The organism is Amycolatopsis sp. SID8362 (genome assembly GCF_010550475.1).
In the GTDB taxonomy this organism is placed as follows: Bacteria; Actinomycetota; Actinomycetes; order Mycobacteriales; family Pseudonocardiaceae; genus Amycolatopsis; species Amycolatopsis eburnea.
The window spans coordinates 17,303-31,387 of record NZ_JAAGNB010001160.1 but is presented as its reverse complement, the minus strand read 5'-3'; the positions used below and the strand labels follow the sequence as shown (position 1 = coordinate 31,387).

The window sequence follows — 14,085 nt, the reverse complement described above, 5'->3', positions numbered from 1 at the left end:
GCCCGCGGCCGAAGCGCCGGCCCGGCCGGCGACCCCGCCGCCGCCCGCGCGGCCCAAGGTCACGACGAGCGAACCGGACATCCCGCTGCCCCCGGAGCCCTCCGACGAGGACGACGAGGACCTCTACAACGAGGACGCCAGCCCGGCCCCGCCGCCGCCCCCACCGCCGCCGGACCAGGACCCGGACGAGGTGGCCCGCAAGCTCATCTCCGACCACCTCGGCGCCCGCCCCCTGGACTGACCCGGAGGCTCGGGCAGGAGCTCAGGACGCCAGGTAGGCCTCGATCGCCGCGGCGATCGAGGCCGCGTACTGCTGACGGCCGTCCGCGCTCGTCATCCGGGCCGCCTCGGTCGCGTTGCGCATGTTGCCGCACTCCACCAGGGCCGCCGGGCGGGTCGACAGGTTCAGACCGGCCAGGTCCGTGCGGGCCGACAGGCCGTTGCCGCCGATGTAGTTCGACGTGCTGAAGCCGCCCGTGCGCATCGTGTCGCGCAGCACCTCCGCCAGCCGCAGGGAAGGCGCGCCCTGTGCGGCGTTCAGCGGCGGGGACGAATACGCGACGTGGAAGCCGTTCGCGCCGGCCGCGGTCGAGCCGTCGGCGTGGATCGACACGACGGCGTCCGCGTTCGCCTCGTTGCCGATCGCCGCGCGGCGGTCGACGCAGGGGCCGACGCCCGTGTCGTCCTGTCGCGTGTAGACGACCCGGATTCCCTTGGCGGCCAACGCGTCCCCGACCCGCCGGGCGACGTCGAACGTGAACGCGTGCTCCGGGTAGCCCGCGTTGGTCGAGGTGCCGGTGGTGTTGCACGGCTTGGTCTGCCCGCGTCCGGCGGGCACCTGGCGGTTGATCTCCGCCGGGTGGGACGCGTTGCCGCCGTTGTGCCCGGGATCGAGCACGACGACCTTCCCCGGTGCGGGAGGCGCGACCGGGGAAGTCGGCGGAAGCGGTACGGAGGACGATGGCGTGACCGTCGTCGGCGTCGGCGTGATCGTCCGCGTCGTCACGGGGGCGGGTGCCGGGGCCGCCGGGATGTCGCCGGAGCAGCCCGTGAACAGCAGGGCACCGGCCAGCAGGAGGGGGACAATCGCGCGTCGCACGGCGACCACGGTGCCACAGCCGGGCACCCCGCGTGGCGCGACTACCCTGGTGGGGACACAGGCGTGCAGAGAGGACCGAGTGCGATCATGGTGCAACCCGGCGGTGGCTTCGACATTTCCCAGCTGATGCAGCAGGCCCAGCAGATGCAGCAGAAGCTCGTCGAGGCCCAGGAAGAGCTCGCCAACACCGAGGTCACCGGCAGCGCCGGCGGCGGGCTGGTCACCGCGACCGTCTCCGGTGACAGCCAGCTGAAGAGCCTGCAGATCGACCCGAAGGTGGTCGACCCGGACGACGTCGAGACGCTGTCCGACCTGATCGTGGCGGCGGTCCGCGACGCTTCGGCGAGCGCGCAGAAGCTCACCGAGCAGAAGCTCGGCCCCCTGGCCGGCGGGCTCGGCGGCGGTGGCGGCATGCCGGACCTCGGCAGCCTCGGCTTCGGCGGCTGACGAACTTGTACGAAGGTGTCGTCCAGGACCTGATCGACGAGCTCGGCCGGCTGCCCGGGGTCGGGCCGAAGAGCGCCCAGCGGATCGCGTTCCACCTGCTGGCCACCGACCCGGCCGACATCGCGCGGCTGCAGGACGTGCTCGGCAAGGTCAAGGAAGGCGTGCAGTTCTGCGAGATCTGCGGCAACGTCTCCGAGCAGCCGACCTGCCGCATCTGCCGCGACGAGCGCCGCGACCTCACGGTCATCTGCGTGGTCGAGGAGCCGAAGGACGTCCTGGCGGTCGAGCGCACGCGCGAGTTCAAGGGCCGCTACCACGTCCTGGGCGGCGCGCTCGACCCGTTGTCGGGCATCGGGCCGGAGCAGCTGCGGATGCGCGAGCTGCTCAAGCGGATCGGCGAGCACGACATCACCGAGATCATCATCGCGACCGACCCGAACACCGAGGGCGAGGCGACCGCGACGTACCTCGTCCGGATGCTGCGCGACTTCCCGGGCCTGACCGTCACGCGGCTGGCATCGGGCCTCCCGATGGGCGGCGACCTCGAGTTCGCCGACGAGCTGACGCTCGGCCGGGCGCTCTCGGGCCGCCGCGCGCTCTAAGCGGCGTCGAAGCGGCGCAGGTCGTACAGGTCCATCAACCTGATCACCTTGTTCGCGTACTCCGGGTCGGTGGCGTACTTCCGCGCCACCGCCCGGACGAACGCGTCCGGATCGTCCCGCACCGGCAGCGCCGCCGCGTAGTTCGACGAAGTCGTCAGCAGCCGCCCGTAGTCGCGGAACGAGTCGTGAATCGACGCGTACGAGCGGAAAAACGCATCCACCGGATGGCACGGCGCCGGAACGCACTCCGTCGTCGGGTAGGCAGCGCACCGCACCGCGATGGGTCCCGGGCTCGTCGGCGTCACGCACTTGAAGCCGAAGTGGTTCAGCTCGTTCACCGACAGCCGGCTGCGGCCCCAGTTCGACTCCAGGATCGACTGCGCCACCGTCACGGACGCCGGGATGTCGTACGCCGCGTGGATCGCGCGGGCGATCGGGCCCGCCGAAGCGACGTATACATCCTGGAAGCCCGACGAAAGCGCCGCGTCACGCACCGACGCCTGGTCGATGGGCGGCGGGACCACCGCCAGCAGCGCCGCCAGTCCGATGTGGATCATGGCGACACTCTGCCCGGCTCACCCCCGGGAAAATCCGGAGGTCACCCGAACGAAGGACTCAGCAGTAGCTGAGCTGGGCGAGGGTGTCGACGACGATCTCCGACGGGTGGTACTTGTCCATCCAGGACTCGCCGCGGCGGTTCTCGTACGTGTCGAGGAAGTTCTGCAGCTTGTCGCCGCGCATTTCGGTCAGCACGACCGTCTCGCCGAGGTGCTGGGGGGTCTCCGTGCGCTCGCGGTGCACCGCGCAGGGGAGGCCGAGGTAGTAGCACTCCGCCGACAGGCCGCCCGAGTCGGTGACGACGTACTCGGCGCGCGCGACCAGCGGCAGGAACTTCAGGTAGCGCATCTTCGGCTGGACGATGAACTGGTCGTCGAAGATGTTCCCGATGCCCAGCGCGCGGATCTTCTCGCGCTCCGGCGCGCCCGCCATGTACAGGATCGGCATCTTGCGGCTCTGCTCGCGCAGGATCTCCAGTGCCTCGCGGTACTTGTCCGGGCGCGAAACCAGCTCGAAGCGGTGCAGCGTCGCCAGGCCGAACTTCTCCGGCAGGTTCGGCACGTCCAGCGGCCCGTTGATGGCCAGGCGCATCGCGTCGATCGCCGTGTTCGCCTCGGTGTCGACGACGACGCCGCGGGCGTTGCGGAGGTTGTTGACCTCGCGGATGCTCGGCGCGAAGTGGATGTCGACGATCTTCGCCGCGATCTTGCGGTTCAGCTCCTCCGGCAGCGGCGAGAGGATGCTGCCCGAGCGGGCGCCCGCCTCGACGTGCCCGACGCGGGACTTGAGGATGCGCTTCCCGATCAGCGAGCCGTACGGCGTGGTGAACGTGTCGCCGTGCACCAGCACCAGCGGGGGACGGCCGTCCTCGGTGAGCGCGGCGCGCAGCTCGTGGCGGCGGCTCCAGGCGGTCCGCAGCACCTGCGCGGCCCAGCCGGGCACCTGCGCCGGCGACTCGAGGTTGTGGGCCTTGTCCTCCGGCACCAGCCAGACGTCGGGCGCCGGCATGTTCAGGTCCGCCAGAACGTCCGCGACCTCGTCGACGTGCTGGGCGGTGAACCAGATCTTCGGCCGCATCCCGCGCTCGCGGATCCCGTGGTAGACGGGCGCGATCTTGATCAGTTCCGCGGTGGTGCCGAGAATGAAGGAAATCACCGGAGAGGCCCATTTCTGGTCGGGTGCGGTGGCGTAAGGATACTGGCCGACCCCCCGCGGGGGCCGCCGGGTAGCCTCGGCACGGTGAGTGCGAACCCGCTCCTCCCCTCGCTCAGCGTCGTGATCCCGGTCTACAACGAGCAGGACTGGATCGAACGCAGTGTCGGCGCGCTGCTCGCTTCGGCGTCGGCCGCGAGCTGGCCGATCGAGGTCGTCGTGGTGGACGACGGCAGCACCGACGCCACGCCGTCGCGGCTCGACGACCTGCGCGAACGCCACGGCATCACGGTGCTCACCCAGGCCAACGGCGGCCGCTTCGAGGCCAGGAGCGCGGGCATCGCCAAGTCGTCCGGCGAGTGGATCGCGCTGCTCGACAGCCGCGTCATCGTCGACGAGCACACCCTGACGTTCCTGCGCGACCAGCTCGTGGACCACCCCGAGCGCGCGGTCTGGAACGGCCACATCAACGTCGCTTCCGAGCACAACCCGTACGCCGGGTTCATGGCCGGGCTGGTCAAGGTGCCGTGGCGCAAGTACTGCGCGAACCCGCGGCTGATGTCGTACGGCATCGAGGAGTTCGACGTCTACCCGAAGGGCACCACGTTCTTCTGCGCCCGCCGCGGGCTCCTCGAAGGCTCGGTGACGGCGTTCGCGTCGCTGTTCGACGACATCCGCTTCGCCAGCGACGACACCCGCATGCTGCGCTGGATCGCCGAGCGCGAGCGGATCTGGCTGGCTCCCGAGCTGTCCGCGACCTACAACGGGCGCGACTCCTTCAAGAAGTTCACGCAGCAGGCGTACTTCCGCGGCACGACCTACGTGGACTCCTACATCGCTTCGCCCGGCCCGGCCCGCAACGCCCTGTTCGGCGCGCTCGCGGCCGGTGTCCTCGGGCTCGCCTTCGCCGCGAAGAAGCCGAAGACGACGCTGGCCGCCGGGGTGCTCGGCGCGGTCGCGGCCGGCGAGGTCGTCAAGAAGTGCGGTGCGACCGGCCCCGAGGCCCGCGCGGTCACCAAGCTGCTGCCGGTGTTCGCCGGCGGCTTCGGCGCCGGTGTCCTGCGTGGACTGGCCATGGCCGTGCGGACCAAGCTCCGCCGCCGATGAGCAGCGCGGACGTGGAAACCCCGGCCGCGACGAGCAGCGGACGCACCACCGCGGGCAGCCTCGGCGGCTCGCTGATCGTGTCGATCGGCCTCGGCTACGTCCTCACCGTCGCCTGCCAGCGCCTGCTGCCCCCGCAGGACTACGCCGTTTTCGTCACCTTCTGGGGCCTGGTGATGGGCCTCGGCAGCACGCTCTCGCCGCTGGAGCAGGAGCTCTCGCGCCAGTCGGCCGTGGCCGCGCTGACCGGGGGCAGGGCGGGCCGCCCGGCGTTGCGCGCGGTCGCCGTCGGCATGCTGGTCGCGGCCGCTTTTTCGCTTGCACTGCTGATCCCGCCGATCAACGAGAAGCTCTTCCACGGCGACTGGTCGCTGGCCGTGATCGTGCTCTGCGGCGGCGTCGCCTTCGCCTGCCAGTTCGGCACCCGCGGCCTGCTCATCGGGCAGCACAAGGTGAAGGCCTTCTCGCTGCTGGTGGTCGCCGAACCGGCGATCCGGGCGCTCGTGCTGGGCGCGCTGGTCGTCTCGGTCGCGTACAACGTCGTCTCGCTGGCCATCGCGGTCGCCGCCGGGTCGTTCGCCTGGCTGCTGTTCGCCCGCCCGGCCCGGCAGCTGCTCGACGTCCACGTCGAAGGCGACGGCTGGGGCGTCACCGGCCGCCGGATGGGCATGCTGCTGGTCGGCGCGGCGCTGACGGCCGCGGTCATCACCGGCTACCCCGCGCTGGTCGGCCTGCTCGCCCCGGGCGGGGACGGCGACCGCGTCGGCTCCCTGTTCGCCGCGCTGGTCATCGCGCGGCTGCCGCTGACGCTGATCGGGCCGGTGCAGTCGCTGGCCGTGCCGTTCGTCGTCCGGCTCTCGGTCACCGAGGAGGGTCGCCGCCGGCTCCGCCGCGTGCTGGCCCTCGGTGCCGCCGCGGCGCTGGTGCTGGCCGCGCTCGGCGCGCTGGTCGGGCTGTGGCTCGGCCCGTGGGCGGTGCGGTTCGTCAGCGGGCCGGAGTACGACATCGACGGCTGGTCGGTCGCCGGGCTCGTCTGGTCGTCGGTGCTGCTGGTGCCGATGCAGCTGCTCACGGCCGTGCTCGTGGCCCGCACCCAGGCCCGGCTCGTGCTGCTCACCTGGGCCGTCGTCACCGGCACCGCGTCCCTCCTGCTGGTGCTGCTGCCCGGCGACACCGTGTTCCGCGCGGTCGTCGCGCTGGCCGCGGCGCCGACGCTCGGCCTGGCCGTGGTGCTCGCGTTCGTCCTCCGGAAAGCGCCGGAAACGGTCTCGGGGACAACCCCGGGCACCGGTGAAACGTCTTCGTAGCGGCCCAGTAAGGTGCGATGCGAACCCGCCGGTGGGGACGGGAAACGGCGTGAAACGCCGGTAAGGTTTGGACTGCGAATTCGATGAACGTGCTACTCGTTTTGCTCGCGTTCTGGTTGCCGGGTCTGGTGTTCGGTGCCGCGATCCGGCTGCGCGGCTGGACGCTGGCCGCCGCCGCGCCGATGCTCACGTTCGGCCTCGTCGCCATCGGCATCCCGGTGCTCGGCCGCTTCGGCATCCGCTGGTCGCTGCTGAACGTCGCGCTGTGGACGCTCGTGCTGTCGGCCATCGGGTTCGCGCTGGCCTTCGCCGTGACCCGCTACACGCGCCGCCGCCACCCGGACTGGGAGGAGCCCGAGCGGCCCGAGCGCAGCGTCCGCGACCACGTCCTGATCGGCCTCGGCGTCCTCGCCGGCGTCGGCATCGGCACCGTCACGTTCCTCCGCGGCATCCGGAACATCGGCAACGTCCAGCAGGGCTGGGACGCGCCGTTCCACGCGAACCTGGTCCGCTGGATCGCCGAGCACGGCGACGCCCGGCCCTCGACCGTCGGCACGATCGCCAACCTGCCGAACGAGACGCACTACTTCTACCCGGACACCTACCACGCGCTGCTCGCCCTGGTCTTCGGCAAGGGCGGCCTGACGATCATGCCGACGCTGAACCTGGCGGCGCTCGCGGTCGTGCTGACCGTGCCGCTCGGCGTCGCCGCGATGTGCCACGCCTGGCGGATGCCCCCGATCGGGGCGGCCTCGGCGGCCGCGGTGTCGGCCTGCTTCTCGGTCTTCCCGTACGACTCGCTGTGGCGCGGCCCGCTGTGGCCGTTCGTCGCCGGCGTCGCCCTGATCCCGGCCATGCTCGCGGTCGCCCGGCACCTGCTGGAGCCCCGCGCGATCGCCGGCCCGGTCGCCATCGGCGTCGGCGTCGCCGGCCTCGCCGGCCTGCACACCAGCGTCGTTTTCGTCGTCATCGTCTACTTCCTGCTGATCCTCGCCGCGGTGGTGTTCCGCTTCGAGGCGATCACCTGGCGCCGCTCGCTGCCGTCGCTGGTCGCGACCGTCGTGCTGGCCGCCGCGCTCGGCATCCCGGTGGTGCTCCCGTCGCTGTACAACGCCGGCGGCGTGACCAGCGCGTACTGGGCGTCCGAAGCGACCGTGACCGGCGCGGTCGGCGAGACGATCACGTTCTCGCCGATGGCCGCGTTCCCGCAGTGGTGGATCGGCATCCCCGCGATCATCGGCGTCTTCCTGCTGGTCAAGCACCGCCGGATGCTGTGGATGGTCGGCGCGTACGTCGTGCTCGGCGGGCTGTTCGCCGCGACCGTCTCGCTCGAGACCGACCTGATCCACACGCTGAGCAGCCCGTTCTACAACGACAACTGGCGGGTCGCGGCCCTGGTGCCGCTGGCGGGCTGCGTCGCGTTCGGCGAGTTCGTGCACACGGCGTCCGGCTGGTTCGCCGAGAAGGTCGCCCCGCGCCTGCCGAACCTCAAGCCCGCCACGCTCACCCTGGTCGGCGTCCTGGTGCTCGCGCTGGTCGTCGGCGGGCTGAGCCGCGGCGGCTACATCGGCCGCAACGCCGCCCGCCTGCAGCTGAACTACAGCGGCGGCCCGACGGTCAGCAAGGACGAAGAGGCGGCGTTCACCTGGCTCGCGCAGCACACCGCGCCGGGCGAGCGCGTGCTGAACGACAAGGCCGACGGCTCGGTCTGGATGTACGCGCTGGCCGGCGTGATGCCGACGCAGTGGAACTTCTACGGCGCCGAGTTCGACACCGACGCGGGCTACCTGAGCGTCTTCGCCAACGACGTCGAGAAGTACCCGAAGGTGCGCGAGCTGCTCACCGACCTGAAGGTCCGCTACGCCTTCGTCGGGGCAGGCAAGGTGACCCCGACGACGCAGAACGACGTCGGTCTCCAGCACCTCGACAGCAGCCCCGGCTTCAAGCTGGTGTACCGCAACGCGGGCGCGAAGATCTACGAGATCGAGGGCCAGCAGGGCGTCGTCACGGCCGGCGCCGCGCCCGGGTCCGCGGCCGGTAACGGGCAGTGAAAGGCTAAAGTGATCGCGTGTCCACCACCTCCGTGACCAGCCGCCGGGTGCTCATCGTGATGCCCGCGCTCAACGAATCGGCGAGCGTCGCTTCGGTCATCGCGCAGGTCAAGCGGGCATTGCCGGACGGCGATCTGCTGGTCGTCGACGACGGCTCGGTGGACGACACCGCGCAGCTGGCCCGCGCGGCCGGCGCCGAGGTGGCCCGGCTCGCGGTGAACCTCGGGGTCGGCGGCGCGATGCGCACCGGCTTCCGGTACGCCGCCGCCCGCGGCTACGACGTCGTCGTGCAGGTGGACGCGGACGGCCAGCACGACCCGGACGAGCTCGACGCGCTGCTGCGCGGCCTGGACGACGCGGACATCGTGATCGGCTCCCGGTTCGCAGGCAAGGGCGCCTACAAGGCCAGCGGGCCGCGCAAGTACGCGATGGTCGTGCTGTCGCTGGTGTTCTCGCGGCTGGCGAAGACCAAGCTCACCGACGTCACGTCGGGGTTCAAGGCGATGGGCCCGAAGGCGATCCGGCTGTTCGCCGGCTACTACCCGGCGGAGTACCTGGGCGACACGGTGGAGTCGCTGGTCATGGCCATCCGGGCCAAGCTGACCATCAAGGAGATCCCGGTCATCATGCGCGAGCGCGCGGGCGGCACGCCCAGCCACTCGCCCGTCAAGTCGGCCGTCTACCTGGGCCGCGCCGGCCTCGCGCTGCTGCTCGCGCTGGTCCGCCGCCGCCCGGCCGTCGACTCCTCAGACTCGGCATAAGGAGCTACCGAAGATGGTCGGTTGGCGCATCCTCAGCATCGTCATCGCATGCTTGGTGCTCTTCGTCGTCATCGAGATGATGCGGCGGCGCAAGCTCCGCGAGAAGTACGCGGGTGTGTGGCTGATCGTCTCCATCGGCGTCGTCGTCTTGGCCGTGGTCCCGTCGGCCGCGGATTTCCTGGCCAAGCTGACCGGGGTGGAAACCCCGTCCAACTTCGTCTTCCTCCTGGCCGGCGTCGTGCTGGCGCTCGTGTCGCTGCACCTGTCCACCGAGGTCGGGCACCTCGAGGAAGAGGTGCGCACGTCGGTCGAGGAGATCGCGCTGCTGCGCTGCGAGCTGGAGGACACCCGGCGCGACCTGGAGCAGCGGATCGCCGGGCTCGAGGCCCGCGTGTCGGCTCCCGACGACGTCAAAGGGCTTCCGGAGGTCGAGCGCGTCAGCAAGTGACGCCCTGGTCGAAGCCCTGCTGGCCGCTCCGGCCCGGCTGGGCCGGGTCCGCGTGCTCGCCATCGACGGGCCGTCCGGGGCCGGGAAGTCGACGCTGGCCGCCCGGGTCGTCGACGAGCTGCGCGCCCGCGGCTGCCGCACCGAGCTGATCAGCACCGACGCCTTCGCCACCTGGGACGACCCGGTCGCGTGGTGGCCGCGGCTCGCCGACGGCGTCCTGCGGCCGCTGGCCGAAGGCGTTCCGGGCGCTTACCGGCGCATGGACTGGACCACGGGGGTTCCCCGCCCGGGTGAGCTCGTCCGGGTGAGCGTGCCGGACGTGCTGGTGCTGGAAGGCGTCTCGAGCGGCCGGGCTTCGGCAAGAACCCTGCTTTCGCACCTCTGCTGGGTCTCCGGCGGCTCGGAAAGCGCGCGGCTGGACCGGGCCGTCAACCGGGACGGAGCGGGCGCACGGGCCGATTTGGGGCGCTGGCAACGGTTCGAGCGCGGCTGGTTCGCCGTCGACGGCACCCCCGCCGCGGCCGGGACCCGACTTTCGTAGGGAACGGACCGGTCACCCAGCGTGTCCGAACGACCCGGATCGATCCAGGACGCCACCACGACCGGACTAACATAGGTACCGCCATCTGAGTTAGTGATCCGGTACCGGGTGCAGCCGTAACGCGCAAACGGTCACATTCTGTCGTGATTTACGGACACATTGCGGTCAAATCGACGCCCACGTAGCGCGATCGTAACCTCACGTGCTTAAGTGCGGGCCGAGTTCCCGCTAGTGTCGGCGGGCACACCGATCGTCCGTCGAGTTCCTGACCGACCGGACGGTGACTTTGAACCCGAAACATCTCCCAAGGGGTGCCAGATGCAGCAATTGCGGCTGACCCGAACACGCCGCGTGGCCCTGATCGGGCTCGCCGGCGCGCTCGCGGTTTCGCTGTCCGCCTGTGCGGAATCCAAGCGTGAAGAAGGCGCCGGGGGTGGTACCGGGGGCACGATGATCTTCGGTGCGGCCGGCAACCCGAAGCTGTTCGACCCCGCGTTCAACGACGAGGGCGAGACCTTCCGCATCACGCGGCAGATCTTCGACACGCTGATCCAGAACAAGCCGGGCACCGCTGACCTCGAACCCTCCCTCGCCGAGAAGTGGGAGTCGAGCAACGAGGGCAAGACCTGGACGTTCACCCTCAAGTCGGGCGTCAAGTTCTCCGACGGCACCGCGATGGACGCGACGGCGGTCTGCGCCAACTTCGACCGCTGGTTCAACATGAAGGGCGCGGCCGCCCAGAGCCAGATGATCTACTACGGCGACGTCTTCGAGGGCTTCGCCAAGAACGAGGGCGACGCGGGCGGCGACCCGGTCTACAAGAGCTGCGAGGCGAAGGACCCGGGGACCGCGGTCCTCAACCTGAACAAGGCCAAGGGCGCGTTCCCGGCGGCGTTCACCCTCCCGTCGTTCGCCATCCAGAGCCCGACGGCGATCAAGCAGTACAACGGCGACACGGTCACCCAGAGCGGCGACTCGTTCACCTACAGCGAGTATGCGAACAAGCACCCGGTCGGCACCGGCCCGTTCAAGTTCGAGAGCTGGGACCAGGGCAAGGGTGAGATCACCCTGGTGCGCAACGACAGCAGCCCGACCCCGGCGAAGCTCGACAAGCTGATCTTCAAGGTCATCCCGGACGAGAACGCCCGCAAGCAGGCGCTGAAGGCCGGCGACATCAACGGCTACGACTACCCGAACCCGGCGGACTACGGCCTGCTGCGCAACGACGGCGAGCAGGTCCTCATCCGCCCGTCGTTCAACGTGCTGTACCTGGGCATCAACCAGTCCGGCCCGAACGCGGCGAAGCTGAAGGACCCGCGGGTCCGCCAGGCACTGGCCTACGGCATCAACCGCGAGCAGTTCGTGAAGTCCAAGCTGGCCGAGGGTTCCGAGGTCGCGACCGAGTTCGTCCCGAAGGTCATCTCGGGCTACACCGACGACGTCACCAAGTACCCGTACGACCAGCAGAAGGCCAAGGACCTGCTGAAGGCGGCCGGTGCCGAGGGCATGACGCTGAAGTTCTACTACCCGACCGAGGTCAGCCGTCCGTACATGCCGAACCCGGCGGACACCTTCACGGCGATCTCCGAGGACCTGAAGAAGATCGGCATCAACATCGAGGCCCACGCCGAGCCGTGGAACGGTGGCTACAAGGACGACGTGCAGAAGTTCGGCAAGCAGGACCTGCACCTGCTCGGCTGGACCGGTGACTACAACGACGCCGGCAACTTCGTCGGCACGTTCTTCGGCCGCGAGAAGAAGGAGTTCGGCTTCAACAACCCCGAGCTCTTCTCGGCCCTCGCCGCCGCGGACGCTTCGCCCGCCGGCGACGCGCACGCCAAGGCGTACCAGGAAGTGAACAAGAAGATCATGGACTTCCTCCCGGCGGTCCCGATCGCGTACCCGACGCCGGCCATCGTGGTCGGCCCGAAGGTCAAGGGTCTGGTGGCGAGCCCGCTCACCGATGAGCGCTTCAACACCGTGACCGTGAGCTGATTGCTGGATTTCAGCCAAAGGCAAGGGGTGGGTGCTACCGCGCCCACCCCTTGCGCCTGATCCCGGGCTGGCGACAAAGGACTGCACGTGCTCCGTTTTCTCGTGCGTCGGCTGCTACAAGCGATCCCGACGCTCCTCATCCTGTCCATCCTGGTCTTCGCTTGGTTGCGTTCCCTGCCCGGCGGTCCCGCAGCCGCGCTGCTGGGTGACAAGGCAACGCCCGAGAAGATCGCCGACCTCAACCACGTACTCGGGCTCGATCAGCCGATCATCCTGCAGTACTTCGGGTTCCTCGGCCGCGCCTTCACCGGCGACTTCGGCAACTCCCTGGTCTCGACCCAGCCCGTCATGGGCGAGATCACCACGTTCCTCCCCGCGACCATCGAGCTCGGCTTCACGGCCATGCTCATCGCGGTCGTCATCGGCATCCCCGCGGGCTACCTTTCGGCGCGCTACCGCGGCGGGCCCGTTGACAACGGTGTCATCCTGCTCAGCCTGATCGGCGTCGCGGTGCCGGTGTTCTTCCTCGGCTACATGATGCAGGACCTGCTGGCCTCCCCGCTGGGGCTGCCGTCGCAGGGCAGGCAGACGACCGGGCTCGACGCCACGGCCATCACGAACTTCGCCATCCTCGACGGCATCATGACCAGCGAGTGGGACGCGGTCTGGGACGCCATCCGGCACCTGATCCTCCCCGCGTTCGCGCTGGCCACCATCCCGCTCGCGGTGATCACCCGGATCACCCGCGCGTCGGTGCTCGAGGTGCTCAACGAGGACTTCATCCGCACGGCCAACTCGAAGGGCCTCACGCAGCCGGTGGTCCGCCGCCGGCACGTGCTGCGCAACGGCCTGCTCCCGGTGGTCACCACCATCGGCCTGCAGACCGGCGCGCTGCTCGGCGGCGCGGTGCTGACCGAGCGGGTGTTCAACTTCCGCGGCCTCGGGTTCCTCCTGGCCGAAGGCATCGAGCGGCGTGACTATCCGCGGCTGCAGGCGCTGCTGCTGTTCGGGGCCGTGGTCTACGTCCTGGTGAACATGCTGGTCGACATCTCGTACGGGATCATCGACCCGAGGGTGCGTGTGCGATGAACACTCTGCTCAACAAGAAGAAGGAACCGATCGACAAGCTCGCCGCGGCGAGCGGGCACAGCATCGGCGGCGAAGCGTTCCGCCGCATGCTGCGCAGCCCGGTCGCGATCACCGGCGGGGTCATCACCGGCCTGTTCTTCCTCCTGGCGATCTTCGCGCCGCTGCTCGCGCCCAAGGACCCGCTCGACCGCGCGATGCAGGACCAGGTGCAGCTCGGCCGGGGCATCATCCCCGGCTCGATGCCCGGCTACCCGCTCGGCGTCGACGACTTCGGCCGCGACTTCCTGTCCCGGCTGATCGTCGGTGCCCAGCAGACGCTGATCGTCGGCGTGCTCGCCACGCTGATCGGCGTGCTGCTCGGCGTCATCATCGGCGGCGTCGCGGGCGCGTTCGGCGGCTGGGTCGACACCGTCCTCATGCGACTGGTCGACGTCATGCTGTCGTTCCCGTCGCTGCTGCTGGCCATCTCGATCGCGGCGCTGTTCGCGAAGCCGAGCCAGTGGACGGTCATCCTGGCCGTGTCGATGGTCGGCGTGCCGATCTTCGCCCGGCTGCTGCGCGGGTCCATGCTGGCCCAGCGCGACGCCGACCACGTGCTGGCGGCGACGTCGCTGGGCGTGAAGCGCGGGACGATCGTGTTCCGGCACATGCTGCCGAACTCGCTCGGCCCGGTCATCGTGCAGGCGACGCTGACGCTGGCGACCGCCATCCTCGAGGCCGCGGCGCTGTCGTTCCTCGGTCTGGGCGACCCGGACCCGTCGCGGGCGGAGTGGGGGCTGATGCTCGGCAAGGCCGCGCGCCAGTTCCTCGACATCCGCCCGGAGCTCGCGTACTACCCGGCCATCGCGATCATCGTGGTCGCGCTCGGGTTCACGCTGCTCGGCGAGTCCCTCCGCGAAGCCCTCGATCCGAAGAACAGGCGGTGAGAACC

14 protein-coding genes and 1 pseudogene are annotated in these 14,085 nt (G+C 70.2%); 12 read left to right on the top strand and 3 right to left on the bottom strand.

The window, feature by feature from the left end; genetic code table 11:
• Nucleotides 1-241, top strand: a pseudogene (locus G3I65_RS36185) (DNA polymerase III subunit gamma/tau); the annotation flags it as partial.
• Nucleotides 242-262: 21 nt separating this feature from the next.
• Here G3I65_RS36185 and G3I65_RS36180 read toward each other — a convergent pair.
• The gene (locus G3I65_RS36180; protein ID WP_309235898.1) at nt 263-1,108 is read right to left on the bottom strand and encodes an N-acetylmuramoyl-L-alanine amidase; all 846 of its coding nucleotides are present in this window, start codon (nt 1,106-1,108) and stop codon (nt 263-265) included.
• A 78-nt stretch (nt 1,109-1,186) separates the two neighbouring features.
• On the opposite strand from G3I65_RS36180, the gene G3I65_RS36175 reads away from it, so the two are divergent.
• Together G3I65_RS36175 and recR are read left to right on the top strand one after the other, a co-directional pair.
• Complete coding sequence (locus G3I65_RS36175) at nt 1,187-1,546, top strand: YbaB/EbfC family nucleoid-associated protein (RefSeq protein WP_125308395.1); 360 nt, start codon at nt 1,187-1,189, stop codon at nt 1,544-1,546.
• Between the two features lie 5 nt (nt 1,547-1,551).
• Nucleotides 1,552-2,148 carry a recombination mediator RecR gene (recR, locus tag G3I65_RS36170; RefSeq protein WP_125308392.1) on the top strand — a complete coding sequence of 199 codons (597 nt, stop codon included), beginning with the start codon at nt 1,552-1,554 and terminating at the stop codon, nt 2,146-2,148.
• Here recR and G3I65_RS36165 read toward each other — a convergent pair.
• Both G3I65_RS36165 and G3I65_RS36160 read right to left on the bottom strand, forming a co-directional pair.
• Nucleotides 2,145-2,705 carry a glucosaminidase domain-containing protein gene (locus G3I65_RS36165; protein ID WP_160700076.1) on the bottom strand — a complete coding sequence of 187 codons (561 nt, stop codon included), beginning with the start codon at nt 2,703-2,705 and terminating at the stop codon, nt 2,145-2,147. The two genes, recR and G3I65_RS36165, sit on opposite strands and share 4 nt — an antisense overlap.
• A gap of 58 nt (nt 2,706-2,763) precedes the next feature.
• Nucleotides 2,764-3,861, bottom strand: a complete 1,098-nt coding sequence (locus G3I65_RS36160) for a UDP-N-acetylglucosamine 2-epimerase (RefSeq protein WP_160700075.1) — start codon at nt 3,859-3,861, stop codon at nt 2,764-2,766.
• 84 nt (nt 3,862-3,945) lie between these two features.
• Between G3I65_RS36160 and G3I65_RS36155 the strand changes: the two genes are divergently transcribed.
• The 9 genes from G3I65_RS36155 to G3I65_RS36115 all read left to right on the top strand — a co-directional run bounded on the left by G3I65_RS36155 (nt 3,946) and on the right by G3I65_RS36115 (nt 14,080).
• Nucleotides 3,946-4,965, top strand: a complete 1,020-nt coding sequence (locus G3I65_RS36155; protein ID WP_160700074.1) for a glycosyltransferase family 2 protein — start codon at nt 3,946-3,948, stop codon at nt 4,963-4,965.
• The gene (locus G3I65_RS36150; protein ID WP_160700073.1) at nt 4,962-6,269 is read left to right on the top strand and encodes a lipopolysaccharide biosynthesis protein; all 1,308 of its coding nucleotides are present in this window, start codon (nt 4,962-4,964) and stop codon (nt 6,267-6,269) included. The genes G3I65_RS36155 and G3I65_RS36150 overlap by 4 nt, the downstream gene beginning before the upstream one ends.
• Nucleotides 6,270-6,352: 83 nt before the next feature.
• Entirely contained in the window at nt 6,353-8,320 is a 1,968-nt protein-coding gene (locus tag G3I65_RS36145; RefSeq protein ID WP_160700072.1) for a DUF6541 family protein, read from the top strand.
• A 59-nt stretch (nt 8,321-8,379) separates the two neighbouring features.
• The gene (locus tag G3I65_RS36140; RefSeq protein WP_160700083.1) at nt 8,380-9,081 is read left to right on the top strand and encodes a glycosyltransferase family 2 protein; all 702 of its coding nucleotides are present in this window, start codon (nt 8,380-8,382) and stop codon (nt 9,079-9,081) included.
• A 13-nt stretch (nt 9,082-9,094) separates the two neighbouring features.
• Nucleotides 9,095-9,529, top strand: coding sequence for a DUF2304 domain-containing protein (locus G3I65_RS36135; protein ID WP_160700071.1), 435 nt, complete (start codon nt 9,095-9,097; stop codon nt 9,527-9,529).
• A gap of 4 nt (nt 9,530-9,533) precedes the next feature.
• Nucleotides 9,534-10,070: a uridine kinase gene (locus tag G3I65_RS36130; protein ID WP_160700082.1), complete on the top strand. Its 537-nt coding sequence runs from the start codon at nt 9,534-9,536 to the stop codon at nt 10,068-10,070.
• 318 nt (nt 10,071-10,388) lie between these two features.
• Nucleotides 10,389-12,065: an ABC transporter substrate-binding protein gene (locus G3I65_RS36125; RefSeq protein ID WP_166641005.1), complete on the top strand. Its 1,677-nt coding sequence runs from the start codon at nt 10,389-10,391 to the stop codon at nt 12,063-12,065.
• An 87-nt stretch (nt 12,066-12,152) separates the two neighbouring features.
• The gene (locus G3I65_RS36120; protein WP_160700070.1) at nt 12,153-13,154 is read left to right on the top strand and encodes an ABC transporter permease; all 1,002 of its coding nucleotides are present in this window, start codon (nt 12,153-12,155) and stop codon (nt 13,152-13,154) included.
• A complete protein-coding gene (locus G3I65_RS36115) occupies nt 13,151-14,080 on the top strand; it encodes an ABC transporter permease (RefSeq protein ID WP_125308372.1) in 930 nt (309 codons plus the stop codon). Before G3I65_RS36120 ends, G3I65_RS36115 begins: the two co-directional genes overlap by 4 nt.
• The last annotated feature ends 5 nt before the right edge of the window (nt 14,081-14,085 follow it).